The organism is Jannaschia rubra (genome assembly GCF_001403735.1).
Lineage (GTDB): Bacteria > Pseudomonadota > Alphaproteobacteria > Rhodobacterales > Rhodobacteraceae > Jannaschia > Jannaschia rubra.
The window spans coordinates 18676-44058 of the sequence record NZ_CXPG01000022.1; the positions used below are offsets into that span (position 1 = coordinate 18676).

The 25383-nt window shown below is 66.0% G+C and carries 28 protein-coding genes; 9 read left to right on the forward strand and 19 right to left on the reverse strand.

The window, feature by feature from the left end:
- Nucleotides 1-571: 571 nt before the first annotated feature.
- The gene (locus JAN5088_RS15980) at nt 572-1330 is read left to right on the forward strand and encodes an ATPase (protein WP_082430060.1); all 759 of its coding nucleotides are present in this window, start codon (nt 572-574) and stop codon (nt 1328-1330) included.
- A gap of 12 nt (nt 1331-1342) precedes the next feature.
- On the opposite strand, the gene JAN5088_RS15985 is transcribed toward JAN5088_RS15980, so the two are convergent.
- The 16 genes from JAN5088_RS15985 to JAN5088_RS16045 all read right to left on the reverse strand — a co-directional run bounded on the left by JAN5088_RS15985 (nt 1343) and on the right by JAN5088_RS16045 (nt 16782).
- Nucleotides 1343-4720 carry an HsdM family class I SAM-dependent methyltransferase gene (locus JAN5088_RS15985; protein ID WP_158448503.1) on the reverse strand — a complete coding sequence of 1126 codons (3378 nt, stop codon included), beginning with the start codon at nt 4718-4720 and terminating at the stop codon, nt 1343-1345.
- A 454-nt stretch (nt 4721-5174) separates the two neighbouring features.
- The gene (locus JAN5088_RS15990; protein WP_055683842.1) at nt 5175-6245 is read right to left on the reverse strand and encodes a TrbL/VirB6 family protein; all 1071 of its coding nucleotides are present in this window, start codon (nt 6243-6245) and stop codon (nt 5175-5177) included.
- 9 nt (nt 6246-6254) lie between these two features.
- On the reverse strand, nt 6255-6662 hold the full coding sequence (locus JAN5088_RS18965; RefSeq protein WP_158448504.1) for a hypothetical protein: 408 nt from the start codon (nt 6660-6662) through the stop codon (nt 6255-6257).
- The gene (locus JAN5088_RS18750; RefSeq protein ID WP_144431863.1) at nt 6662-6868 is read right to left on the reverse strand and encodes a DUF4177 domain-containing protein; all 207 of its coding nucleotides are present in this window, start codon (nt 6866-6868) and stop codon (nt 6662-6664) included. The genes JAN5088_RS18965 and JAN5088_RS18750 overlap by 1 nt, the downstream gene beginning before the upstream one ends.
- On the reverse strand, nt 6849-7850 hold the full coding sequence (locus JAN5088_RS15995) for an ATPase, T2SS/T4P/T4SS family (RefSeq protein ID WP_055683843.1): 1002 nt from the start codon (nt 7848-7850) through the stop codon (nt 6849-6851). Before JAN5088_RS15995 ends, JAN5088_RS18750 begins: the two co-directional genes overlap by 20 nt.
- A complete protein-coding gene (locus tag JAN5088_RS16000; protein ID WP_055683844.1) occupies nt 7850-9280 on the reverse strand; it encodes a TraB/TrbI/VirB10 family type IV secretion system protein in 1431 nt (476 codons plus the stop codon). Before JAN5088_RS16000 ends, JAN5088_RS15995 begins: the two co-directional genes overlap by 1 nt.
- The gene (locus JAN5088_RS16005; protein ID WP_055683845.1) at nt 9277-10011 is read right to left on the reverse strand and encodes a TrbG/VirB9 family P-type conjugative transfer protein; all 735 of its coding nucleotides are present in this window, start codon (nt 10009-10011) and stop codon (nt 9277-9279) included. The genes JAN5088_RS16000 and JAN5088_RS16005 overlap by 4 nt, the downstream gene beginning before the upstream one ends.
- Before the next feature lies 1 nt (nt 10012).
- Entirely contained in the window at nt 10013-10666 is a 654-nt protein-coding gene (locus tag JAN5088_RS16010; protein ID WP_055683846.1) for a VirB8 family type IV secretion system protein, read from the reverse strand.
- A gap of 22 nt (nt 10667-10688) precedes the next feature.
- Complete coding sequence (locus tag JAN5088_RS16015) at nt 10689-11504, reverse strand: type IV secretion system protein (RefSeq protein WP_199502169.1); 816 nt, start codon at nt 11502-11504, stop codon at nt 10689-10691.
- Nucleotides 11504-12649, reverse strand: coding sequence for a lytic transglycosylase domain-containing protein (locus JAN5088_RS16020; RefSeq protein WP_055683847.1), 1146 nt, complete (start codon nt 12647-12649; stop codon nt 11504-11506). Before JAN5088_RS16020 ends, JAN5088_RS16015 begins: the two co-directional genes overlap by 1 nt.
- Entirely contained in the window at nt 12642-12782 is a 141-nt protein-coding gene (locus JAN5088_RS19115) for a hypothetical protein (RefSeq protein ID WP_199502176.1), read from the reverse strand. Before JAN5088_RS19115 ends, JAN5088_RS16020 begins: the two co-directional genes overlap by 8 nt.
- A gap of 5 nt (nt 12783-12787) precedes the next feature.
- A complete protein-coding gene (locus JAN5088_RS16025; RefSeq protein ID WP_055683848.1) occupies nt 12788-15151 on the reverse strand; it encodes a VirB4 family type IV secretion/conjugal transfer ATPase in 2364 nt (787 codons plus the stop codon).
- Nucleotides 15141-15419 (reverse strand): VirB3 family type IV secretion system protein, encoded by a 279-nt coding sequence (locus tag JAN5088_RS16030; protein WP_055683849.1) that lies wholly within the window; start codon nt 15417-15419, stop codon nt 15141-15143. The genes JAN5088_RS16025 and JAN5088_RS16030 overlap by 11 nt, the downstream gene beginning before the upstream one ends.
- 13 nt (nt 15420-15432) lie before the next feature.
- Complete coding sequence (locus tag JAN5088_RS16035; RefSeq protein ID WP_082430061.1) at nt 15433-15723, reverse strand: TrbC/VirB2 family protein; 291 nt, start codon at nt 15721-15723, stop codon at nt 15433-15435.
- Nucleotides 15720-16349, reverse strand: a complete 630-nt coding sequence (locus JAN5088_RS16040; RefSeq protein ID WP_055683850.1) for a lytic transglycosylase domain-containing protein — start codon at nt 16347-16349, stop codon at nt 15720-15722. Before JAN5088_RS16040 ends, JAN5088_RS16035 begins: the two co-directional genes overlap by 4 nt.
- Nucleotides 16350-16398: 49 nt before the next feature.
- Nucleotides 16399-16782, reverse strand: a complete 384-nt coding sequence (locus JAN5088_RS16045) for a hypothetical protein (protein WP_144431864.1) — start codon at nt 16780-16782, stop codon at nt 16399-16401.
- A 171-nt stretch (nt 16783-16953) separates the two neighbouring features.
- Between JAN5088_RS16045 and JAN5088_RS16050 the strand changes: the two genes are divergently transcribed.
- Entirely contained in the window at nt 16954-17241 is a 288-nt protein-coding gene (locus JAN5088_RS16050) for a hypothetical protein (RefSeq protein ID WP_233489825.1), read from the forward strand.
- A gap of 3 nt (nt 17242-17244) precedes the next feature.
- On the opposite strand, the gene JAN5088_RS16055 is transcribed toward JAN5088_RS16050, so the two are convergent.
- Together JAN5088_RS16055 and JAN5088_RS16060 are read right to left on the reverse strand one after the other, a co-directional pair.
- Complete coding sequence (locus JAN5088_RS16055; RefSeq protein WP_055683852.1) at nt 17245-18249, reverse strand: alpha/beta hydrolase family protein; 1005 nt, start codon at nt 18247-18249, stop codon at nt 17245-17247.
- Nucleotides 18242-19837, reverse strand: a complete 1596-nt coding sequence (locus JAN5088_RS16060; RefSeq protein ID WP_144431865.1) for an RcgA family putative transporter — start codon at nt 19835-19837, stop codon at nt 18242-18244. The genes JAN5088_RS16055 and JAN5088_RS16060 overlap by 8 nt, the downstream gene beginning before the upstream one ends.
- Before the next feature lie 155 nt (nt 19838-19992).
- Between JAN5088_RS16060 and JAN5088_RS16065 the strand changes: the two genes are divergently transcribed.
- Together JAN5088_RS16065 and JAN5088_RS16070 are read left to right on the forward strand one after the other, a co-directional pair.
- Nucleotides 19993-20190 (forward strand): hypothetical protein, encoded by a 198-nt coding sequence (locus tag JAN5088_RS16065; protein ID WP_055683853.1) that lies wholly within the window; start codon nt 19993-19995, stop codon nt 20188-20190.
- A gap of 305 nt (nt 20191-20495) precedes the next feature.
- Complete coding sequence (locus tag JAN5088_RS16070; RefSeq protein ID WP_055683854.1) at nt 20496-21101, forward strand: recombinase family protein; 606 nt, start codon at nt 20496-20498, stop codon at nt 21099-21101.
- Between the two features lie 162 nt (nt 21102-21263).
- Here the strand turns inward: JAN5088_RS16070 and JAN5088_RS16075 are convergent, their stop codons facing one another.
- Complete coding sequence (locus JAN5088_RS16075; protein WP_055683855.1) at nt 21264-21692, reverse strand: MerR family transcriptional regulator; 429 nt, start codon at nt 21690-21692, stop codon at nt 21264-21266.
- 84 nt (nt 21693-21776) lie between these two features.
- Between JAN5088_RS16075 and JAN5088_RS16080 the strand changes: the two genes are divergently transcribed.
- From JAN5088_RS16080 to JAN5088_RS19475, 5 genes are read left to right on the forward strand one after another with little or no spacing between them, the layout of a single operon-like run.
- On the forward strand, nt 21777-22202 hold the full coding sequence (locus tag JAN5088_RS16080) for a hypothetical protein (protein ID WP_055683856.1): 426 nt from the start codon (nt 21777-21779) through the stop codon (nt 22200-22202).
- On the forward strand, nt 22199-22417 hold the full coding sequence (merF, locus tag JAN5088_RS19120; protein ID WP_055683857.1) for a mercury resistance system transport protein MerF: 219 nt from the start codon (nt 22199-22201) through the stop codon (nt 22415-22417). The genes JAN5088_RS16080 and merF overlap by 4 nt, the downstream gene beginning before the upstream one ends.
- Entirely contained in the window at nt 22414-23820 is a 1407-nt protein-coding gene (merA, locus tag JAN5088_RS16090; protein ID WP_055683858.1) for a mercury(II) reductase, read from the forward strand. The genes merF and merA overlap by 4 nt, the downstream gene beginning before the upstream one ends.
- An 11-nt stretch (nt 23821-23831) precedes the next feature.
- The gene (locus JAN5088_RS16095) at nt 23832-25187 is read left to right on the forward strand and encodes a dihydrolipoyl dehydrogenase family protein (protein ID WP_055683859.1); all 1356 of its coding nucleotides are present in this window, start codon (nt 23832-23834) and stop codon (nt 25185-25187) included.
- 49 nt (nt 25188-25236) lie between these two features.
- Nucleotides 25237-25371: a hypothetical protein gene (locus tag JAN5088_RS19475; protein ID WP_267885393.1), complete on the forward strand. Its 135-nt coding sequence runs from the start codon at nt 25237-25239 to the stop codon at nt 25369-25371.
- Nucleotides 25372-25383: the final 12 nt, after the last annotated feature.

Below are 25383 nucleotides of genomic sequence, written 5' to 3' on the forward strand. Positions count from 1 at the left end.
TGCCCGGAGAGGAGGACGCGCCGCGACCGAGCGCGGAGCCGGAGCCCATGCCAGCCCCCGCGCCAGGAGCGCCCAGCACGCCGGCCGCTGCCGAGCCGGTGCCCATCGCAACGGCGACCGTCTCGGCAGGAGGCGGCGCGGTCCGGATCAATTCCCGGCGGGCGAAGCAAGGCACGAAGACCATCGCGGCCGCGCGTGACGGTGGCCAGCGTGAAATGGACCTCGCCGTGCAACAGAACCTCGATCTTCGCCAGATCGCGGCGTCGGCGGACGCCGAGGCCGTCGTCGCGAAGGGGATCGCAGACTTCACCAAGCTGGAGGCCATCCTGACCGAACGGCAGGGCCGCAAGGAAGGTATCGAGACAACCCGTCCGAGGCCCCGCGTCGTGAAGGAAAACCCGGAGTTCATCGACCGCCAGCGCCAGGTCCTCGATGCCCGCCGCGCGGAGGGAATGAACATGATCGTCCTCGGGGAAGACGGCCGCATCCTCAAGATCGCGCCGGACGGCACGGAGACGGACGTGACGGCCGAGCTGGACCGTGAGGTCGAAAGCGCGGGCGGCATGAAGGCGTGAGCGACGGCCCACGTCCCGTTTTGCATGTCGTCGCCGGTCCCAACGGATCGGGCAAGTCCACCCTGACGGCAGGCGGGGCCTTGGGCGCGGGGCGGATCATCGACCCCGACGCGATCGCGCGCAGGATCGACCCCAAGCGGCCCGAGGCGGCGTCCGTCGCCGCCGGGCGCGAGGCGATCCGCCAGCAATCCGATGCCATCGCGGCCCGCGAGAGCTTCACCGTCGAGACGACGCTTTCCGGGGCCAGGACGATGAAGTTGATGGACGAGGCCGGGGAGGCGGGGTTCCGGGTCGAGCTGCACTACGTCAGCACCGGCGATGCGAGGATGAACGTCGGGCGGGTCGCGAGCCGTGTCGAGCAGGGGGGGCACCACGTCCCCACGGAGGACGTGCTGCGTCGGTTCGCGCGCTCCACGGAGAACCTTCCACGCGCGATCGCCAAAGCCGATTCCGCTACCCTCTATGACAGCTCCGGACCGGCCTACACCCGACCCGTGGCCGATCTGGACCGGGAGGGTTTCGCTTTCACGGAGACGGCCCCCGCCTGGGCCAAGCAGGCGGCTGGCGACGCGGCGCGGATCTGGAAGGCAGAGGCCGCGACGGTGAAGGAAGAGAGTGCAGCGATGATGCGTGAGGCCGAAGCGGACCACGCCCAGGGGAACATCACGGCCGAGGAGCTGGCAGACCTACGAGAGTTCCAAGCGACCCGCGACAGCCAGGCCGACCGCGACGGCCCCGGCGGCTTGCGCGAATAGCCTTCACCACGACTATCCGTAGCGGTTCACGTCTCCATGGTCGGCGTAGAGCTGCACCCGGAGGCCCCGCTGGGCGATCATGGGGCGCATCTGCGACAGGATTGGATCGTCCGTCATCGCGTCGATCATGTGATCCCGATGTTCGTCCGAAATCCCGCAGTGATCCGCGACGATCCGGTCGAGATCATAGAGCGCCTGCTGGTATCGCGCAGTGAGGTCGTCATCGGTCAGCGATCGGATGGCGGCGACGACCGCATCGAGGTTCGTTGGCACGGCGAGGCCCAGCACGTCGTCGCGGCATAGCTCCGCTTCTGGGTCGTCCTCGACGCGCCGCGCAAGATCGAACGCGACGAAGGTGCGGAGGGCCGCATCCGGCAGCTTGAGCCGGAAGAACAGATCGGAGCTGTTCACTTCGTTGCCGCTTTCACGGATGTGCAGGACCGGCACGGGCGTTTCGGAGACGTCGTTGAGGTCGATGCCCGCCACGAGCGGATCGCCGTCCACGACGAGCCGATTGACGGTCCGACCGTCCTCCGCGCCTTCCGCGATCAGTCGGTCGATCTCGCGGTAGCGGTCCGCGATGTCGCTGTCCGCGTTCATCACCGCTTCGCCGGCCGCACGCAGCTCCTCCAGACGTTCCAACGTCCTATCCGGCGGAATTGGGAGGAGCGTCAGTGTGCGTTTATACCAGTGGCACCCGAGGTCTTCGATGATGGAAGATCGAAGGATGCGTGCAGCGTAGAATTGAACCACGCGGCTAAGGAGATAAGCGTTCAGCGGGAATGTTTCGGTCAGCTCGACAATATGAGCCGTGTTCTGAAATCCCGACCCCGCGACGATTGGAGCCGCTGTTGGAAGCTGTGAGATTTCCCGCAAGGCGTAGGTGTTTCGATAGGTGAGTTGGTCCGCGTATGTGTAGATGTAGCGTGTGCTTTCCCTACGCGCAGTTGGAGACCACCGCCCCATTGGTTCGCCGAGAAGCCCTTGTGGGAAGATGTTCTGGCCTTTGTAGAGGTCGATGCAATCCGTCTCGCCTTCCTGACAAAACGCGGCGCCACCACCCAACTTTACGCCATAGTTGAACAGAAGCTCCGGACGATAGGCATACCGCTCACCGTTCGGCTCTTTCTCCCGGACCTCCACGATGCGGCCACGGTCGCGACGTGCCCAGACGACCCGCACGATCTCGCCCAGTCGGGGCAGCTCCGCCATCGAGGCCAGGGCCTCCGGATCGCCGGCGCCGAACTTCGTCAGCATCGCGTCCGCGCTGTCGTCGTTGGATCTCATCGCGGCCACCCAGGCGGGCAGGGCGATCGGTGCCGGCGTGTCCCCGTCGCCGCCAGCCCCACCGTCCCCAACTCCTTCCACGGGCGCTGTCACGGCGGGACGCAGGGCTTCCGGAAGATAGGCGAGCCTGTCGATCTGACATCGGCGAACCGTCGTCCGCGTGGCCCGGCCGAAGTCGATCACGTCGTCCACGAGCGCGGTCGGGCCGAGTTGGAGCATTTCCACTTCGTCGTCGGGCGAAGGTTCGGAACGCTCGATCACCATGATGATCGTCGCTCGCTTTACGCCCCGGAAGGTGGACTTCCCCAACCCTTCGAGGTCCGCCACGAGCTTGATGCGATAGCCTTCGAGAATCCGCCGAAGCGGCCCCGCATAGGCCGCTTCCGTCATTCCAATTGGCACGATGAAGGCAAGTCGTCCGCCCGGCTTCACCCACTGCCGCAGCGCCCGGTAGATGAAGTAGATCGACGTGTCGGTGTTCTTGAACGCGACCTCCGAGTAGGCATCGCCCACGCCGCCCGCGCCCGTCCTTTCGGAGCGAATGTAGGGCGGGTTCATCACGACTAGGTCATAGTCCCGTTGCGCCACCGCCTCGAACCCTGGCGGGATCAGAGCGCCCCCGCCGCGCTCACCGTTCACCAGGCGGAACGTCATGCCGGTTTGCGCGGCAGTCCCGGCCTCGTTCCCTTCGCCGAAGGCTCGGCCCATCGGATCGAGCGAGGACCATCCGCCATGAAGCGGGAGGCTCGGGAGGATGGCGCGAGCAAAGTCGCGCGTCTCTTCGACCGTCTTGCCACGAACCACGTCGATCAGATGCCAGAAGATCTGAATCTGCGCCAAGGCGATGGAGAAGGACGAAATGTCCAAGCCGTGCAGGCGCGCCACCACGGCGCGCACGTTCTCGGCGTTTACGGCCCCGGCGTCCGCGAGCTGACGAAGGCGCTGCACCAGGGCCTCCACGAGGAACGTGCCGGTTCCGCAAGCCGGATCGAGAATGTCGTCGTTGCCCGACCAGCCGGCCGCTTCGAGCATGAACCGTGCCACCTCGGGGCGGGTGTAGACTTCGCCCAACCGGCGACGCTGTGCGACGTCGAGATATTGGTCGTAGACGCCAGACAGAACGTCCCCTTCGACCGTCTTGAAGTTCCATCGCGATAGGATGAACGCTGATCGTTCGAGGGCGGTCGAGAGGGCGGGATCGTTCCGGGCGATCGCCCAATCCAGAAGGTTCGCGTCGAAGATCGAACGGAAGACCCCTTGGGCGTGACGGTAGGTCTGACGCATCAACTCTTGCATCGGCAGGTCGAAGTGTTCCGCGAAGCGCCAGAAGACGTCGATGCCGCCGTTGGAGATGTAGCGCACCTTGAAGAGGCCGTAGTCCTCACAGAACCGGATCGTCAGCATCCGGGAGAGGATCAGCGAACCCGTTTCGTAGGCGAGCGACTGGAGCAATCGGGCGTTCGGCTTCGACTTGTCCTTCTCAACCTTCAGAAGGCTCGCACCCTCGACACCCTGCCGCTCGCCGTAGTGCTGGAAAAGATCGTGTTCGAGGCGCAGCGCGTAGATGTAGGGACCGAGATCGGCCATCACGTCCTGTCGGCGGCGCTCATAGTCCACCACAAGGCCCTCATCGAGGGCTTCGCGGTGGCGCCGCTCGACCATCCGCTCGAACCGGATCGGGCGCTGTTCATCCGTCCAATCGAAGACGGCCTGACCATAGTCAGCAGTCATGGGTTCGAGGAGGCGGGACGCCTTCTTGAGGTCCGCGATACCCCTCGTCTCGATGATCTCCCTGACCGCCTCACGAAGAAGCTCTGCGGCTTCGCGCACCGTGTCGGAGAACTGCCCGCGCGTCTCTGGCTCGACGGGGAGGAAGGAGAAGGGCGTCTCGTTGCGTCGGAACCGTTCCAGCTCCGCCTCCAACGTCAGATGCTCCGCTGATAGGACGCCGAAGCAGCTCGCGAACGCTTCCGGGTCCGAAAGCTCTGGCCACGTCCATGATTTCGTGATCGCGGCGGCTAGGCCCGCCCTTGGCGCCAAGGACTTGGCAAAAGCGGCGCGGTCCGACACATCGAGGCGAGTGACGACGGCCTGGTCGATCAAGTAGAACCACTTCGTCCCCGCCTGGACGTAGGCCCTCTTCTCGCGGAGGATCGGAACGGGCGCCGCCTGAACTTGATCGTCCTTCTTGACCTCGAAGACCGCGATCGCATGGTTCGGGCCCTTCAGAACCTTCCCGTTTTCGGTGCGGTAGATCGCAAGGTCGGGCCGCTTGCGGGAGCCGTCCATCTTCGAGTCCACGACGACCTGACGATCTTGCAGTCCGACCCCATAGGTCGATCGCACGAGGAGATCGCGGATGTATCCGTAGAGGTCCGGCTCGCCGGCGTCGTTCGCAGTAATTTCACGGATCTTCTTCGCTAGGCTGGCGGTGCTCGGCATATGGTCCTTCGCCTTGTGGTAATCGTTCGATCACAGGTGATCGACCGGACATGACGGAGCAAGGCGAATCGTGGCGCCCGGTGGAGAAAGGCCCGCCGATGGCGGGCCTTTCTCGTTAGCGGCGGAGCCGGTTCGCTCGATCCTGCATCCGCTGGATCTTGGCCCCGGCACCCTCGGCGGGAGGCGGCGGAGGTGCCTCTTGCTGGGTCGGACCGGAAGGACGCGAGAACATTTGACCGGCCATCGACCGACCGCGAAGTCCGATGAGTTCAGGATAACTCGCGGTGCCATACTTCTGCCGCGCAACGGCCTGATTGCTTCCCGTAAAGCCACGACCAAGATCGACGGCACCACCGAGACCACTCGACAGAGCAGGCATGACGATGTTCCCCGAGATCGCCCGAACGAGGAAGGGGGTCGCAAGGATGAACCCCTTCGCCATGAAGACCATCATGAAGAAGGGCACGACGGCGCCGATCGTGCCGATGGCGTCAGCCGTCGTAAGTCGAGCGATCAAGGAGTTCGACACACCAATGATCGTCGCGAAGACTCCAGCGATGATGATGGGGTAGATCGCGAACGAGATCAGCGCCGAGAGCCAGCGCGCGAAGTAGTCCTTCGTGACCTCAAAGAGGGTCAGGAAAATCATGATCGGTGCGAGACCAATCAGGAGAGCGATCATCAAACGAGCCGCGATCAAGAAGAACGCCGCGAGGCCGCCGAGCAGCGATAGAAGAACCGTTCCGACAACGGACATGAAGCCGCCCGCTACCCAGTTCATTTCTTCACCGATGCCATTCATATATTCGGCGAATTTCTCTATTACCCTATCAAACTCTTCGGCAAAGGTGCCAGAAGGTCCTGGTGTTCCGCCACCGACGGATGCGACAAGTGAGCCAGCGATACTGTCGATGCCATTCAGAATCGCCGCGGAGAAGGAGTTGAATTGCGCCCAGTTCGTCGCAAATAGGCCGACGAGAGCGAGTTTGACAGCAAGCCAGAAGGCCGTCCTCCCGTCCATCGACCTGACCTGGAAAGCCATGTTGATGAAGACGAGGATGACGAGGAGCGTCATCGTAACGATCAGCACTGTCCCAACAGTTGAGGCGACGGCTCCGAATTGGGTTTCAGCGGCGTCTTCAAGATAGCTGTCAGCCGTCTCTACGAAGAATGTTACGATGCTCACTTGCTGCCCCTATTTCCACGTTCCAGCCGCGAGACAGATTTCGCGCGCGGTTCCACGATAGGCTTGGATTGTGTTGTCGTATGCCCTGCCATGTTCGCGAAGTTCGTGACGGTCCTCTATACCGGCGTAGTGTTCGAGATAATATTGAACAACGGGTTCCCACGAGGGATAGCGTTGCTCGCACCCGCAAGTGCCGCTTTCCACCACGTTATTGAACGTATATGCGCGATACATATCGCGGATAAAGATGACGCGGTGAGCGTCACGGAAGTCCATATTTTCAATAATCACCGGATCGGATGGCCGATTGGGGCATGACGCCGGGGCTTGATCCGCTGGTTCTGGAACAAGTTGAGCCGCAGCCGGGGACAAGCTAGCGACAAAAATTAATGACGTAAGGATGCTGTGTCTCAACATCAGGCCGCTTCTTCCGAGGCATCATGACCCTTTATCGTTTCCCGCTTCATGAAGACGAGAAACCCTTGCGGCTTGGCGTTGTGGGGGACAGCCGATACAACTTCCCATCCCATCGCACCCCATTCCCGTAGGGTATTTTCCATCTCGGCTGCTCCTTTCCGGCTTCCAACATCGAAGGTCAGCACCTCATGCTCGAACATCTTCATGGCCTTTCTCCTCATCGCTTTGGCCGGGCAGGTAGAATTCCGTGATGCCTCGATCGCCCAGGTTCCGGCCTGCCTGGATGATGACGTCGATCGAGCTTTCGATGTATCGTATCATATCCTGATAGGTCATAGGCACGTTCGTCTTCAGCGCGGCGATCGCCAGCCGTTGCACGGCGAGCTGCGGCGTCTCGGCATGGAGCGTCGTCATGGAGCCGCCATGCCCCGTGTTGATCGCCTCCAAGAAGGTCATCGCTTCCTGGCCCCGCACCTCGCCGAGGACGATCCTGTCCGGTCGCATCCGCAACGTCGAGGTCAGAAGCACGTCGGCCGACTGCATCGGCACGTCGCGGTTCGAGATCAGCGTCACCACGTTGGGTTGTTCGGGGATCAGCTCGGCCGCCTCCTCGATGGTGACGATCCGCTCCTCGGGAGGAACGTAGGACAAGACCTTACGGGCCGCGACCGTCTTTCCGGTCGAGGTGCCGCCCGAGACGATCATGTTGAGCTTGTGAGCGACGCAGAAGCGGACCGCTTCGTAGATGTCGCCGTCCCGGACGACCTTCCGCAGCTTGAGGTTCTGCGCCCGGCGTTCCTCTTCGAGACTGCGTTCCGCCCCGTAGAGCCACTTGAGTTCGATCCGGTCGAGCGGCAGGGTCGAGAAGAATCGGAGGGCGACGGAGTGTCCCTTGGCAACCGCCGGCGGCAGGATGACCTGCGCCCGGATCGGACGGCCCTTATACTCGATGGAGACCGAGACGATGGGCTTCTCCTTGCCGACCCGCGTGTCGGCCGCCGACGCGATCTGGCTGCACAGATCCTTCACCTCGACCTGGGAGAGCGAAACGTCGAGGGACCGCATGAAGCGGTCCCCCTGATACTCGCCCCAGACCTTGGCGTCAGGGTTGATGCAGATTTCGATTACGTCGTCGGTGATCGCACCGCCCAGCTTGTCGAGCGAGGCTTCGAGGTAGGAGGAGGCCATCAGAAGATCTCCAGATCGCGGTCCACCATGACGGAGATCGTCGCACCCTGATCGACGTAGATGACAGGTCCGAGGGAGAGTTGATCCGACAAGGCACCCCGGCTCGCGTTGCGGAAATCGTCGCCCACGTCGGACGCCACGTCCGATCCCGCTCGCGAGTTGATGGAGCCGGCCGCCGCGTCCGTGCCCCCGGAGATGAGGGAGATAAGGGCAGAGCCCCCGAACCGTTGCCGCGCGCGGTTGTCCACGAAGCCGGTGACGCCGGAGCGGCCGAGTTCGTCGCCGCCGAACGAGCTGATCGTGACCGACTGGTTCGACGGCAAGATGATGCGGTCCCATCCGACGGTGACACGCTGTTCACCGACGCTCGCACCGCTGCGGTATCGGCCGATGAGCCGCGCGCCGCGGGGGATCAGCGTCCGCGCGCCGTCGAAGGAATGGACGTCCTCGGAGATCGTCGCCCGGACCTGACCGGGGCTTGAGCTGTCGATTGCGGTCTCAAGCACCGCCTGGATCATCGTCCCTTGGGGAACCGTGTTCGACGGGTTCGCGATCACCTCGGCCTGCGAGACCTGGGCGGGACGAGCGCCGTTGAAGACGAAATCCGCCCCTTCGCTGAATATGCGATCTTCGAGGCCACCCTCGCCACCTCCATCGCCGCCGCCGAAGGCGATCGTCGGGGAGTCGATGCGAGCCTGCTGGAACGCCGCTTCCTCGGCCCGCCTCCGCTCCAGCTCGGCGATCCGGGCGGCCTCGTTCTCGCGAAGCCGGCGCTGGCGCTCCGCTTCCTCGGCCGCGAGCAGACGTTGCCGTTCACGCTCCGCCAGTTCCTCTTCCGTGGGACCGGACGGGATCGGCGCCGGGGGCCTGTTCTGGGCTTCCAGTCGCGCCGCGTCGAGGTCCAGGCGAAGCTGGCGAAGCTGACGATCGCGCGCCGACAGTTCCTCTTGGAAGGCGGACTGCGCGTTCTCGGACGACGCCTGCAATGCCGAAATCTGCGCGGTCAGGGCCTCGATGGCGTCGGCCGCAGCCGTGTCCTCTTCGACCACCGGCTCCGGGGCGTTGCGGATGGCCTCGATCTCGGCCTGCAACGCTGCGAGCTGGGCCAGGAGTTCGGCGTTCGGCTCCGCCGGCGGTGCCTCCACGACGACGACCTCCGGCTCCGGGGCAGGGGCGGGAACGAAGGGCTCGATGGCCCCGAAATCGCCGCCGTCCGTCTGGAATTCGTCCGGGGTGGCCGTGGGCATCGGCACCTCGGGATCGTCCTGTAACGCGAGATAGGCCGCGGCCCCCAGACCACACAGGACGATGACGCCGAGGATCGCCACGACGGGGTTCGGGCGGTTCGGGCCGCCCGATCTTGTATTGCCGCCGCTGCCTTCGAGTTCCCGCAGGCGGCGTTCGATTTCCTCGTTGCTCGTGTCGCTCACTTGAAGACCCCCCCGGTGTTGGAGGCGAAGTCCTGCGCGGAGATGCCCCTGCCATTCATGACGATGCAGACGACCTCATCCCCGAGCCGCAGCACCCATTGCTCACTGACGCCCGAGACGCGCAACACGCCGTCCTCGACCTGCTGGCTGTTGACGGTCCGCTCACGTCCGTTGCGGTAGCGGAAGACCGCGGGAACGGGCGAGTTCGGAGCGAACCGGAAGTAGGTGAACGTGCCATCGTCCCACACGGAGACCGGCGTGAAGTCGAAACTGTCCGAGGCCGAGTAGTTGTAGTTCGGGGCCTGCTGCGCGACCGCCGCGACGCGGCGGGCGGCCTGTTCCTGCGGATAGCGAAACTGGACGACGTAGAAGGTCGGCGAGGCCGATTCCGTGACGTGGAAGTAGTAGCTGCGCCGGTTGGTGTAGACCGTGATGTTGGTGCTGACCGCGCGCGCGTTCGGCTTCACCGCGAAGGCGCGGCCACCCGGCACCCCGTCGAGCTGAAAGCCTTCCGTGTCGCCCGCGATGATCGAGCGGATGGTTTCGCCCTGGCCGAATTCGATGGAGGTCACATGCGTCAGGCTCACGCTCAGCCGATAGACCTGGCCCTCCTGATAGGTGGCGACCCGGACGCGCTGATCGTTCGGCCCGGCGCGCGGGACGTATTCCGCGAGCGCCGGAAGGGTGCCGAGTCCGAGGACGACGGCGATCGTCGTGGCGAGAGCCTTCATCCTAGTTCTCCCTGCGGTCGGAGCTGATCGCGTATTCCGTGACGGTGAAGCCGAACGGGTTGGTCCAGACCTCATCAATCGACCGGCGTTCCTCGGGCCGAAACTCGAAGAGCATCGTCGCGGTGAAGAGCCCGTTCTGGACGCCCTGCGGCGAGGTCAGGCGCTTTCGGATGCGCGCCTGCGCGCGGTTCGAGCTGATCCGCTGGATCGACAGCACTTCCACATCGAGGCGCGCTTGCGGGCCGTAGAGGTCCGGCGGATAGGCGTCGTTCGCGCTGTCCCAGGTTCGGCGAAGCGACGCTTCCGCCGCCCCGTCAGAGCGTTCGAGGATGCTGCGAACCCGCAGGTCGTTGTCGAGCTGGTTGTAGGTCTCGCGGTCGACCACGTAGCGGTAGACCATGGCCTCGATGACGGCCTCGTTGGCTGTGATCGAGCTGGCCCCGACCGAGGCGTTCGGCAGCGCCATGCCCGTGTTCGGATCGTAGGGCACCACGACCGGGGGCGGATCGACGTCGAGGACGGAGACGGCAGCGGCCGACAGGCATCCGACGACGCCGAAGACCAGACCGGCGAGGCCGAGCTTCTGCCAGAGCCGTTCCCGGCGCCGCGCGCCGTAGATCAGCTCCTCTTCGACTATTTCCTGTTCGTGCTTCACTGATCCGCCCCTTGTCCTCGATTCAGTCCGCCGAGAGGTCCGGCAGGGTGAAGTCCATGAACTGCTGTTCCTCGGCGATCGTCGCGGCGTCGATGACGCCCATCTGGCCCGCGCCGACTGTCTGCACGGCTTCGAGCTGCCACATCGCCACCATGGCGATCGCCAGCTCCGCCGTGACGCGGGTGTTGAGGTCCACGCTGTCCTTCAGCTCCTCCATGTCGCCGATCATGCCGACGAGCCGGTCCACCCGTTCGAGCGACTGGCCCGCATCCGAGTAGCTGTTCTGCGCGGCGGCGGACGTGACGGCCCCGGTGGTCGCGGCCTGCGCCGTGCGCTCCGCGCCGGGGGTGCCGCTCGACGCCATTTCCGAGAGCGTGTCCTCATCGAAGCCCGCCTCAGCCAGCACCCGCTCCATCTGCGTCCTGATCTCGCTGGATCCACTTCCCGAGAGGCTCGACCAGTCGCCCGACTTGATCGCATCGACCGTGGCGAGGATGTCACCAAATTCCTGATCGAGGATGCCGTTCAGCTCATCCTCCATCTCGGTGCGGATGATCTCGGGCAGCTCCATCAGGCCGGTCAGGGCCGCGTAGGTTTCCTGAAGCTGGGCATACTGTTCGCGAAGCGTGTCGAGCTGGGCGAGAAGCTGGGTGATCTGTTCGTTCTGCAACACCTCATCGGTGAGCATCTGACGAAGCTGCTGGATTTCCTGCGCGATGTTCTGGGTGTCCACCGTGGGGACGCCCTGCGCCGACGCCGGCAACGCCATCGCGCCGAGGACGACGGCGGCGGCCGTCGATCGAAGAAGGGTCGGGATCGTAAAGCGACGGGTCGTCATCAGAAGTCCTCCAGGGTGAAGTCCATGAATTCCTGTTCCGCGAGCTGTGCCGCCGCGAGCGCCACCTGTTCGGCGCTCAAGGGCTTGGTCCGCGAGGCGAGGAGGCGCGTGCGCGCCGCGATCAGGCGGACCAGTTCGGCCCGCGCGTAGGTGTTGAGCGCCATCGACTCTTGCAGGTCGGTGGTGGTGCCGATCCGCTGGACGATCCCGCGAACCCGCTGCGCGGCCATCTGGACCGACTGCATCGAGTTGTTGCCATAGAAGCTGGCGCCGGCCCCGGTCATCGAGAGGGCGGAGTTCGCCATCAGCGCGGGGTCGATGGTTCCGAGCGCGTCGATCCCGCCGACGCGCGCGAGGTATTCGTTGTATTTCTGCGGGATGACCTGGACATAGTGCTGCGTCTCTTGGAACGGCGGCACGCCCGAATACTCGATGATCCGGCCCGGCCCGGCATTGTAGGCCCCGAGCGCGTAGATGATGTTCCCGTCGAACATCGCGAGCATCCGAGCTAGATACCGCGCGCCGCCTTCCACCTGGAGGTATGGGTTGTCGTAGTAGGCGGGGTAGATGCCGAGATCGCCGGCCGTGCCCGGCATGATCTGCGTCAGGCCGAACGCGCCCACGGGCGAGCGTGCGCCGATGGTGAACCGGCTTTCCTGCCAGATGAGCGCCTGCAACAGGCACCTCCACTGGACGACGGACAGGCCCGCCTCGCCGACCCCCGCGTAGCCGTGGGTGTCCTTGGCGACCTGGATGATGAGCTGTTCGATGTTCAGCGCCGCGTCGCCGAACATCTGTTCCCCGGCGGGGTTCGTGTCCACCGGGGCGTAGAGCGCGTCGGCCGAGGCGGCGGGATCGCCGTCGCCATCCTCCATCGACGTGACCATTTCAGGGATGCCGCGACCCCCGAGGGAGGTCTGCGCGTCGAGGATGCGTTCGAGGACGGCGAGCTGTTCGCGCTCGATGTCCTCGATCTGCGACTGAATCGCCACCCTTTGCTCCTGACGGGCGATGTCCGCTTCGCGTTCCGCGTTCGCCGCCGTGTTCCGGACGATCAGGCCCGCGTCCACCGTGGGCACGCCCTGCGCGAGCGCGGGCAGCGCCAGCACGAGGCCGATCGCCGTCAGCGAGCGGAGGCTAGCCATCGACCGGACCCCCGAGCGGGGTGAAGCTGCAATCCCCACCGTCTTCCATGGGCAGGAAGTTGAAGCAGTTGGCCTCAACCGGCTGATAGGACGCGCAGCCCGCGAGCGCGGCCGCGACGACGATAAGCGCCATGATCCTCATTCTTCGACCCTCCAGAAGTCCTTGCGTTGTCGGTAGTCCGCGCCCACCAGTTCCTCGCCCTTCTCCATGCCGCCGAGGACGGTCAGGAGGGGGCCGAGAGGGCTAAGGTCCGCGTTGACCACGACGGAACCCTGGTCGTCGCGCACGAGGGCGAGACGGGAGTTGCTGCCCGTGTTGAGCAGCACGTCCAGCTCCTTCCCGTGCAGGTTCAGCATCGCGTAGTCGGATGCGCTCGCCCGGATGTTCGGGAGCAGGATTTGCGTCGGCACGGCTTCAATGATTGTCTTGCCGGTCCGCGTCTGTTCGAGCTGGGAGGCATACTGCGTCATCATCACGACGACGGCGTTCTGCTTTCGGGCCGTCACCAGCCAGTTCGAGAGCCGTCCCGCGAAGTAGGGGTTGTCGAGGGCCTTCCACGCCTCGTCGATGACGATGACGGTCGGCTTGCGGTCCTCGATCACCCGCTCGACGCGGCGGAAGATGTAGGAAAGGACGGCCATCCGCTCCTTCTCGCTGTCGCTGTCGAGGATGCCCGTGAGGTCGAAGCCCACCACGTCCCCGTCGAGCGAGAAGGTGTCCTGCGCGTTCTGACCGAAGATCCAGCCGTAACGTCCGTCCGCGGTCCATTCCCGAAGCCGATCGTGGAGATCGCCGCCATCGTCGGCCGAGACGAAGAGCGAGGCGAGGTCCGACCAGTTCCGAAGGTCCTCCGAGGCCGTCGCGTTCTGACGGATCACCTCCTGGATAATGTTCGTCTGCGCGGGCGTCAGCGGCTTGTCGGAGCGGTGGATCAGCGCCGCGAGCCAGTCGGAGAGCCACGCCTGGCCGCGTTCGTCCGTCTCCGTCTGGAGCGGGTTCAGGCCGGTGGCCGACCCCGCCTCGATCGCCGCGTAGCGCCCACCGTTCGCCCGGACGGCCATTTCCAGCGCCAGGCGGTAGTCGAAGACGAAGACGCGCGCGCCGGCCCGGCGGGCCTGCGTCATCAGGAAGGCGGAGATCGTGGACTTGCCCGATCCGGGACGCCCGAGGATCAACGTGTGACCGCTGGTCGGCTCCTTCGTCGGCGAGCCCTGTTCGTGGTAGCTGAACCAGTAGGCCGACATATCCGGCGTCGGGAACATCGTGATCTCGGTGCCCCAGGGCACCTCGTGGCCGCGCTTGCCGAGCGGCGAGCGATGGAAGGCCGCGAAGTCGGCGAAGTTGTGGTTCGTGACGGCGGCCTTGCGGCTCCGCTTGGCCCCGTTGCCGGGGTGCTGCGCGAAGTAGTGCGTCTTGGCCGCGAACGCCTCGGAGACGAGGTTCACGCCTTCCGTGGCGGCGGTGTTGCGGACCTCGCCCGCGATGCTGTCCAGGCGTTCGAGCGTGTCGGCGAAGACCGTCACGCTCATGTGGTGTTCCCCGAAGGAGAGGCGCTTCGATTCCAGATCGTCCAATGCGTCTTCGAGTTCGGCCGCGAGGGACCGCGCGCCGTCGTCGGAGGCGCGGCGCAGGCGTTGCTCGCGCTTGATCCGGCTCGCCATCAGGTTCGAGTTGATCGGCGTGAAGCTGTGCGTCACGACCATATCGACGGGCAGGTTCAGCTCATCGAACATCGTGCAGGACGTCTTCGGCGGGTAGTTCTTGATCGCGAAGCTGGTCCCGAAGCGGCGGCCCACGGCCCCGTCCGAAATCTCGAAGACGCGGCCCCGGAAGGTGACGCGCGTGTTCGACACGTCGTCGGAGAGATAGCCATACTTCGAGCGACGGTAGAGCGGGAGTTCCTGGCCCGTGTTGAGCCCCCCGAGAAAGCCCAGCAGCTCGCCCTTCTCGGCCGAGAGGAGGCGCGGGTCCATCGAGGCGAAGGTCGATTGCAGGAAGCCCACGACCTCGCCCAGGCGGCGCATCCGCTTCTCGGTCTGGTCGCGCAGGGCCTTCATCGACTTCTTGCCCGAGAACGGCACCTTGGAGCCGAGCGGCGGGCGATGGATCACGGTCAGGGTCAGCGTCTTGTCGCGCAGGTCGCTGCGGAGCAGGCCGTCCATCCAGCGACGATCGACGGCCGCGGCGAAGTCGTCGCCCGCGATGGGGGCGAGGTCCGGGTCGATCGCCTTGGAGACCTTGTGAACGTAGAAGGCGAATTCCGGGCCGATCTGGGAAATGATGGACGCGAACAGCGAGCGCGTCCGGTCTAGATAGTCGTCGTCCATGGTGGAGCTGTTCACGCCCTCCAGGCGGATGCACTGGAACAGCTCGTTGCCGCGCAGCCGGACCGTCACGTCGTCCGCGAGCGAGACGTAGGGGAGCATCTGCGTCAGCGGCTTCTCCTTCTTCCACCACTCGGGAAGCAGGGTCAGGGGATCGAAGGCGTCGTCACGGGGCATAGGAGTCGCCTCCATGGATGGAGCGGTTCTTCGTCGGCGGGGTTTCCTGCATCGTCGTGGCGACGACATCGAGGAAGTGAGGATCCCAATCGGCCAGCTTCCAGAGCGCGCCGTAGGCTGCGATGCCGATTGGGATGAGGGTCCAGTGCTGGACCCAGAGGAAGATCAGGACAGTCCCGAACAGCCAGACCATCGCATACATGATGGGCAGGCCGACCAGCTTGGGCGGCTGCACGAGGCCGAGGAAGAGACGGGATTGTTCTGCCATGATCTTCGCTCCGTCAGGTGGTCCAGATGGCAGCCACGATGGTCGGGGCGGCGGCGATGCCCGCAATCGCCACGACGACCCAGAGGGCCTGGCGGAAGTCGAGGATGCCGAAGAGCCACGACAGGAAGACGCCGATCAGGGCGAGGGTGCCGATCACGATGCCCAGCGGGCCGGTGATGGCATCCACGATCCCCTGAAGGAGCGTCTGCACGGGTGACAGGTCGATGCTTTGCGCCATCGCCGGGAAGGCGACCACGACCAGCATCGCGGTCAGCGCCACGACGAGGTTGATGTTGGGTTTCACGAATTCTCTCCTTCGAGCCTGTTGAAGACCGCCAAGACGCGACGGACGTGGTTTTGGGTTTCCCGATAGGGCGGGATGCCCCCGTGCTGCTCGACCGCGCCGGGACCGGCGTTGTAGGCCGCAAGCGCGAGCCGAGCGTCCCCGAATTCGCCGAGCATCATCGCGAGATACCGGGCGGACCCATCGAGGTTCTGTCGCCAGTCATGCGGATTGACCCCGAGGTCGGCCGCCGTCTCCGGCATGAGCTGACCGAGACCGATGGCACCCACGACGCTGCGCGCGCCGGGGTTGTAGGCGCTTTCGATCTCGATGTTGGAACGGAACAGGATGCGCCATTCGGTGACGGACAGCCCGGCCCGGCGGAGACCGGGATGGCTGGCATAGCGCAACGCCGTATTTTCGATGGCGGACAGGATCTCCGGGCGCGGCGCGCGGGGGGCGCGCGCGACGGAAGCTACGCGGAAGTCGCCCGCGGACGCATCCGCGTCCTGCCCGCCCTTGCGGCCCCGGATCGTCAGCCCCGTCTCGGCCGAGCCTTGGCCGATGCCGTCGTTATAGTTCCGGGTGAAGGAGCTTTGCGGGGCGGAGGCGGTGAGCGACCCGTCCCCCTGCATCACCAGCACCATCCCCTGTGCCGACGCGCCCGTGGCCGTCAGCAACAGGAGCGCGAGCGCACTAGCTGGCGGAGCCGTTGTCCGCTTGGGAGACTTCGTTCGGGAGGGCTTGGATCGAGCGTCCGCCTTTATGGAACGGGACGTGGACGTGGGTAAAGCCTGTACGGTGCATGAAGGTCGAGAGGCCGTTGATGGTCTTGAAGACCTTGAGCGTGATAACCTTGTCGCTGTCGGCCTTGAGGCGTCGAGGTATGTTGACGAGCAGCTTTTCGACTGAGCGTTCTTGATCCACGACGCGGATGATCCACTCGCCATACCAGACGGATGCTTTGGTGTAGGCGTCCTCCCGGCACACAATTTCAGCTTGATAGCCCTTCGCCAGAAGTTGGCGGAACCTAGCTTCCGTGACCACATTCGGCGCTTCTTTTTCCAGATCAGTCACCACGCCCGTGGTCCCTCCCATGCGTCGGACCAGGGCACCCTCCTCGGGCACCCTGAACCTAAATCCTTATAATGAGGTAGCACAACCCATAAATATTTGGGTTGCGCCCGCTCGCTCACTGCATCACTGTTAGGGGGGGCGTTCTTGGATTCAAAGCGGAACGGTGGGCATTCTATGATCCGGCAAGCCGCGTCATGGGCCGTAGCCCTTATATTCTTTTCGGTTCTGGGTGTTTCAGCGTCCGATGCGGAGACGTGCCTCGCGCCGTCCCGGCCATTCGTTCCGAGCGATCCGGCGGATGCACGGGAATATGCCGACCTGATCCGGCAGGATTTCGAGACCTACCTTGCAGAGATCCAGGGGTATTTCCGCTGCTTGGATGCCGAGCGCGTCCGCGCCTTCAACGAGGCCCAGGAAGTCTCCGAAGAATACGGCCGGTTCATCGAGACCGTCCGGCGCTGACCGTCAGTGCCGCTCCGCGAGCGTGGAAGCCATGCTGCGGCCTGCCCACAGGATGAAGGGCGGCAGCGAGAGCGAATAGTGGCCGCAGTCGAGGCGAAGGACATGCGGCTCTCCTCCCGCGTCTTCGACGGCGGACACCAGCCTTTCGGACAGTTCCGGCCGGACCACCGTGTCCCGCTTTGCCAGCACGAATTGCAGCGCGAGGTCCGGGCGCGCGAGCCTTCCGGCGTGGCGTTCAAGATCGAGAGGTGCCCATGCCCGGCGGAGCTGGTCCAGCTCGACCTGTCCCTCCAGGCTTTCGCGGATGTGGCGTGTCGCCCGCCCGGTCCACGTCATGTCGGCGAGGCTGCCCGCCGACAGGAACAGCCCCGCGCAGCCCACCAGGCGGTCGTGGGAAGCGACGAGACCCGCCACCCACGATCCGAGGCTCATCCCGAGGACGGACACCCGTTCGTATCCGGCGTCATGAAGGATCCGCACGAGCGCCCGGCCATCGAGAACGGCCTGCCGCATCGAGCGCAGCGTGCGGCCTAGGTTCGGGCTTAGGATGTCATCGACATTCGCCGCGCCAGGACGCTTCCGCTCCATGTGATACGGCATCGCCATCTGCGCGACCGTGATCCCTTGGCGGACGAAGAAGCGGGCAAGGGGCTTCGACCGCTCATCCGCGTTCCAATGGTGGAACACCACAAGCGCGTGCTTCGCCCCTTCGGCCCGTTCCACGGACGCATGGACCGTGTTGTTCGCCGCCACGTCGCTGTCGAGGTTCGACGGAAAGCTGATCGAACCATCCGACCAGCGAACGTCCTCCCTGGAAATGGGCCGAAGGTCGAAGAACGACGGGTCGCCCGCCGCCTGTTCGGCGTGGACGGCGAGCGCCTCCAGATCGGCAGACTCAGCCTCCGGGAAAGCCAGTTGGAGATCGACAGTCAGCCGGGACCGTTTCTTAGACTCGTCGCCGCGCCGCGCCCGGCGTTCGTCCCATAGGTCGAGAGCCTTGTTAAACACGGCGGCCCTCCGACTTCGCTCGCCCCCCATTCGACCCGTAGGTCGGGTCGAATAGCCCGTAGAGGCAGAGCAGCACCGCCAACCCGAGGAGCAGGGAGAATCCTCGGAACGCACCGGTCAGGAGGTATCCGGCGGCGATCAAAGCCAAGGCGGCGGCCATTCGCAGCGAGAGGTCGGCAACGCCCGCCGGGATCGCGACCCTGACGATGCCGTAAATCATCACTGCGCAGGTCGGCAGCGCCACAAGAAGGCTCGTGTAGTGCATCACGAAGCCGTAGCCATCAGAAGGGATCGGATTCGAACCCCACCTGACCGCGAGCATGTCCCCGAACAGCCAGGCCCAGACGTCGAGTGCGTCCGAGGGAAGGTAGCGGTTCTGCACAGTCATGCAGATTGCGACAAGCAGGCCCGCGGCGGTGCAGCGATATAGCCCTTTCAGGATGACGCGCGCGATGTCCTCCCTGACAGGAGCCGTCGCGTCCTGTCCTTTGGCGACGTCCCAGTAGTCGTCCGCAAGGATGTAGAGCAGGATCAGGCCAGCGAACATCACGTAGAAGCACACCGCCATGTAGAAATAGGCAAGACCGGAGAACACGACCGCCTCCGGCACGGTCACCACGTCGGGCCGGACGAGCGCGACGGACGCCCAGTCGATCGGCCCGTCTTCCATGCCAGCGCTAAGGGGCAGGAGCCGTGCGCCGATCCACTGAACCCCACCCGCGAACCCCAAGCAGATCAGCAGCACGGCCCAGAACGTCGGGTTGGATCGCGCGACGTTCCGCAACCATGCTTCGACTGCGGAGGCGCGATCTGCATCCGGCAGGAGGGCGGCCCGTCCGTGGGTGCGCCAGAAGGACACGAGATGGCTCGCGAAGATGACGAACAGCGGCAGGAACAGCATGAAGAGGAAGGACCAGTTGGTCGCCCAGTGAAATCCCACCTGTTTCTCGACCCCGTCCTGCCGGACGTAGGTGATGCTATGATTTCCGATGAAGTAGCTGGCGAACTGGAGCGCCGTCGCCCCGGCGAAGATGGATGCCGGCAGGTTCAACGGTCCGCCGAGGCCGTACAGCCGTTCGGACCATCCCGCCAACCCGCGGACCCGCCTCGAAACGGGCGGCGCGGCGGCGCGGGTTGGGGGACCACCGACGCCGTCTTCATCAACTTCGTGTCCATCCGTACCTGACGGGGCCGGCTGCGGCTGGACATCCTCGAGCGCTTTCCGGCGTCCGGCCCGCCTCTTCGCGGTCAGACGGGATTGCGACGCGGTCAATTCCCTCTGCCACGCGCTCGTCGCCTCAGGATCGCTGCATCCGAAGATCCGCGCGAGCCATCGGATGTTTTCCGCGCTCACCCCTTTCTGGTTGTCTTGAAACCAGAGCTGAACGGTCCGAGGCTCTATGCCCTTTCGGTTCGCGTCGATCCGCGTGATCGCCTCTGCTAAGAGGTCCGGCGTCCATGGACCCTCGGGCAAGCCCCCCGCATCGACCGGCCGACCGGCACCGGACGCTGCCAGAAGCCTGAACAACGTCTTGAAGTCGTCTTCGCCGTCGTCTGGCGGGACGAAATATCTTCCATTCAAGATCAATGCATTACAAGACTTCGTTTCGTCTCGTTTCGGTCTTCTTCGTAGTGTCTCGTGATCTAGGCTGGGAAAGGGGGGCATCTACCACCGCAAGAGGGCCAAATCAGCGCAGGCATCTGCCGTGCCTGCGCTCCATGCCGTCATTGGGGGACAGCACGATGGGACGACACCAGCGACACGACCAGTTCGACACATTCGGGAAGGGCGATCGGAAGAAGCGTGAGCAGGCCCGCGCGATCAAGCGCGTCCGCGATCGCGACACGCGCGAGATCGTGGGCTACCTTTATGAGTGGAACACGGGCCAGCTCAACGTCATGTGGACGGGCGACGTCCGTACGAACGTCGTCTACGAATGATGCACTGACGGAGCGGTCACCGAGGTATCCTTCGACGAGGCTCTGATGGTGTGTCCGCCCTTCGATAGTATCGGTGTGCTAAGGTGAACCAGCGACGATTCACGGAAGAGAGCCGGCTAGGCCATCGAATGTCCGGTTGGGATCGTGTCCGCAAGCCGGTCGATCAGCGGACGCGTCGAGGATCGCGTCGAGCGAGCCCGCGCAACCAAGCGGGGCAGGGCGACCGCATTCTCACAATGGTGGTCCGTTGACATTCTCAGTGACGGGGGGTCTATCGCTACGGGCTGCTACCCGGAGCCTGCGTCATGACCACCACCCGCATCGGCTACGCTCGCTGCTCGACCCACGGCCAGGATCTTGCCGCGCAGCGCGAGGCTCTGATCGCCCTCGGCGTGCCGGAGGATCGTATCTATACCGATGAGGGGATGACCGGTACGAACCGCGCCCGCCCTGGTCTTGGCCAAGCCCTTGCCGCCGTGCGGGAGGGCGACACCTTCGTGGTGCCCAAGCTTGATCGGCTCGCCCGCTCCGTCCCCGACGCCCGCGCCATCGCCGACGAGTTGGAGAAGCGTGGGGTGAAGCTCGCCTTGGGCCCTTCCGTCCACGACCCCACCGATCCGATGGGGCGGATGTTCTTCAACATCCTCGCCACCTTCGCCGAGTTCGAGGCGGACCTGATCCGCATGCGGACCCGCGAGGGCATGGCGGTGGCAAAGTCCAAAGGGAAACTGAAAGGCAAGAAGCCCAAGCTGTCGGACCGCCGGCAGGCCGAGCTGCGACGGATGTACGACACCGAGGAGTACTCGATCTCCGACCTCGCGGAGGTCTTCGCCGTGTCGCGGCCGACGGTCTACCGGGTGCTGGCCCGGACGAAGGCGGGAGGGGCAGGGGCCGCGGGCGGAGTTGGGTGAACACCTTCGAGCGGTTCGCGAACGTCGCTGCGGACGTCCCGCATGGGTTTAGACCCCGCCATGAGCCCGTCGCGGAAGGGTGGAAACAACCCTACTGGAACGCCGTTCGCAGACCGCGACGTTTCACTTCGTGATCGCCTTGGGGCGCACTTTACCGAACCGTCACCCGTCCATCAGCGCGTCGATCACGGCGCAATCCGGGACCTGCTCTCCAGAGCATCGCGCCGAGACGTCCGCAAGCGTCCGCTCGAGCCGCCGCAGCTCCGCGATGCGGGCGCGGACGCTCTCCAGATGGCGCAGCGTCGTTTCGCGCACCTCGGCGCAGGTGATGCGCTCGCCGTCGACCAGAGACAGCAGGCCGCGCACCTCCTCGATCGTCAGGCCCAGCCGCCGGGCGCGGCCGATGAAGCCGAGGCGGCGGACGTCCTCCTCCCCGTAGAGGCGGTATCCGTTCGGACCCCGGTCGGGCTCGGGCATGAGGCCCGCATCCTCGTAGTAGCGCACGGTCTCGATCCCGCAGCCGGCACGGTCGGCGAGGCCCTTGCGGGTGAGGGGGCGGCCGGGGGAGGGGCTCGCAGCCGTGTCGCGCATCGTCGTCTCGCTCCTTGACCCTGTAGCTGGTGCAGACCCTACATCACCTTGCGAACAGGATCGAGAGACACCGGACCCGCCGACATGCCCCCCGACGCCGCCCCCGCCGACGCGCCGTGCGAACCGGCCCTGAACGGCCCCGCCTTGCTCGGGATCGGGGGCGCCGGGCTGGCGGCGCTGCTGTCGGCTTCCTGCTGCGTGCTGCCGCTGGCGCTGTCGCTCGTTGGGCTGGGCGGGACATGGCTGACAGTGCTGGGCCCGTTCGTCGTCTGGCGCGTGCCGATCCTGGTCGCGGCCGGCCTCGTCCTCGCGGTCGCCTGGATCGTGATGGCCCGCCGGGGACTGCGCCGTGTCCGCCCCCGCGCCCTCGTCGTCGCGGGGCTGGCGACCGTCTCGCTCGGCCTCGCCGCGACGACGCCGCTCTGGGAGCAGGGGGCGCAGCGGGCGCTCCTCGACCTCTACTACGCGCGCCTGGATGCACGGGCGTCGGATGCGGAGGCAATGCCATGAGCGACAACAAGCTTCTCGGGATCGGGCTCGTCGGCACGGTCATCGCCGCCCTGTGCTGCTTCACGCCGGTCCTCGTCGTCCTCCTTGGCGCGGTCGGGCTGTCCGCCATGCTCGGCTGGCTCGACTACGTGCTGCTGCCCGCGCTCGGGCTCTTCCTCCTTCTGACCCTCTACGCCCTCTGGCGGCGGAGCCGTCGCATGAAAGGCACGTCATGACCGATACCTACGATCTCGCCGTGATCGGCGCGGGCTCCGCCGGCTTCTCGGCCGCCATCACCGCCGCCGGGGAGGGGGCGAAGGTCGCGCTCGTCGGGCACGGCACCATCGGGGGGACCTGCGTCAACGTCGGCTGCGTGCCGTCGAAGACGATGATCCGGGCGGCCGAGGCGCTGCACGCCGCCCGCGCCGCCGGGCGCTTTCCGGGGCTGCACGGCGAGGCCGCGCTGACCGACTGGTCCGCGCTCGTGGGGGCGAAGGACGATCTGGTCGAGACGCTGCGGCAGTCGAAGTACGCCGACCTCCTCGCCGACTACCCGAGGGTGGACTACCGCGAGAGCCGCGCGCGCCTGGGCAATGGGGGACTGGTGCTTGAGGGCGGGGATCGCCTGTCCGTCGGACGGGTCGTCATCGCCACCGGATCGCGCCCGGCCATGCCGGACGTGCCGGGCCTGGGCGACGTGCCGTTCCTCGACTCGACCGCCGCCCTCGCGCTCGAAGAACGGCCGCGGTCCCTGATCGTGATGGGCGGAGGCTACATCGGGTGCGAGCTGGCGCAGATGTTCGCCCGGCTGGGCGTGGAGGTCGCGCTCGTGACCCGCTCGCGCCTGTTGCCCGAGGCGGAGCCGGAGGTCTCGGAGGCCCTGACCCGCTACCTGCGAGACGAGGGGATCGCCGTGCATGACGGGCTGACCTACGACCGGGTGAATCGGACGCCGGATGGCGTGGCCCTGCGCCTGCGGACGAACGCCGGCGAGGACCGGAGGCTCGCCGCGCAGCATCTCGTCGTCGCCACGGGCCGGGTGCCCAACTCGGACGGAATGGGGCTGGACGCGGCCGGCGTCGCGCTCGCCCCCCGGGGCGGGATCGAGGTCGACGACCGCCTGCGCACGACGCGGGACGGCACCTATGCGGCGGGCGACGTCACCGGCCGCGACGCCTTCGTCTACATGGCGGCCTACGGTGCCAAGCTTGCCGCGCTCAACGCGCTGAACGGCGACGCGCACCGCTACAGCAGCGAGGCGATGCCCTGGGTCGTCTTCACCGATCCGCAGGTCGCGGGCGTGGGCTTGACCGAGGCGGCGGCACGGGCCAAGGGGATCGACGTGCGCACCTCTGTGGTGCCGCTCGACCACGTGCCGCGCGCGCTCGCCGCCCGCGACACGCGCGGTCTGGTCAAGCTGGTCGCCGAGCGTGGCACAGACCGCCTGCTCGGCGCGCAGATCATCGCCCCCGAGGGCGCGGACGCGATCCAGACCATGGTGATGGCGCTCAAGGCGCGCATGACCGTGGCCGAGCTGGGCGAGACGATCTTCCCCTACCTGACCACCGTCGAGGCCTGGAAGCTCGCCGCGCAGAGCTTCGACCAGGACGTCGCCAAGCTGTCCTGCTGCGCGGGTTGAAGGAGAATCCAATGACCAAGACGTACGATCTCGTGGTCCTCGGCGTCGGCATGGCCGGCCTCACGGCCGCCAACCGATGCGCCCGGGAGGGCTGGTCCGTCGCGGTGGTCGATCCGCTTCCCTATGGCGGCACCTGCGCGCTGCGCGGCTGCGATCCGAAGAAGATGCTGCGCCGCGGGGCCGAGGTGATCGAGGCCGCCCGCATGATGGCAGGGCTCGGCCTGCGCGAGGGCGACCTGACGATCGACTGGGCCGAGCTGATGGCACACAAGCGCAGCTTCACCGACGCCGTGCCGGGCAAGATCGAGGGCGGTCTGGACGACAAGGGCGTGGCGACCCTGCAGGGCCCCGCCCGCTTCACGGGCGAGCGCACGCTCGACGTCGACGGCCGCGCGATCGAGGCCGGGCACGTCCTGATCGCCACGGGCCAGCGCCCGCGCGACCTGGGCGTGCCGGGGGCGGAGCTGGCGACGGACTCGACCGACTTCCTGGAGTTGGACGAGCTGCCCCGACGCATCGTGTTCGTGGGCGGCGGCTACGTGTCGATGGAGTTCGCGCACATCGCCGCACGGGCGGGCGCGGAGGTGACCGTCGCGGACAGGGGCGAACGGCCGCTGAAGGCCTTCGATCCCGACCTCGTGGACGCGCTGGTCGCGCACTCGCGCGGGGTCGGCATGCGCTTCGAGACGGGCGCCGAGCTGCTGGGGATCGAACGGCGGGGAGCGGACCTCGTGGCACGCCTCGCGCGGGCGGGCGAGGGGTTCGAGGTCGCGGCCGACCTCGTCGTGAACGGCGCGGGCCGGGTGCCCGAGATCGACGGTCTGAACCTCGACGCGGCGAATGTGGCGCACGGGCCGAAGGGCGTCACCGTGACCGAGCACCTCCGCTCGACGACGAACGAGCGCGTGTTCGCCGCCGGCGACGCCGCCGACACGGCCGGCCCGCCGCTCACGCCCGTCGCCGTGCACGAGGGCAAGGTCGCGGCCTCCAACATGATCCGCGGCGACCGCATGGTGCCGGACTATCGCGGCGTCCCAAGCGCGGCCTTCACCTTGCCCGAGATCGTCCGCATTGGCCTGAGCGAGGATGAGGCGCGCCAAGGCGACCGCGAGGTCCGGGTGGCGGCGAACGACACCTCCGGCTGGTACTCCAACCGCCGCGTCGGTGCATCGGTCGGCATGACCAAGGTCATCACCGACGCCGAGACGGACGAAATCCTGGGCGTCCACCTCCTCGGGCACCACTACGCGGAGGCGGCGAACCTGTTCGGGCTGGCCATGCGCTCGGGCCTGAAAGCGCGCGATCTCAAGCGGATGATCGCCACCTACCCGACGGTCGGCTCCGACGTCGGCGCGATGCTCGGGTGACGCGCCCCGATGCCCGATCGGGCAGGCGGCTGATGAAGGAGACGACGGCATGATGACCGACGGATGCATGATGGACGGGATGGGGGCGATGATGGGCGTCATGGGGGCCGGGATGCTCCTGGTTACCCTCGTGCTCGTCGGGATCGGCTTTGGGATTGGATACGCGGTGGCCAAGCGGCGCTAGGGCCATCAAGGC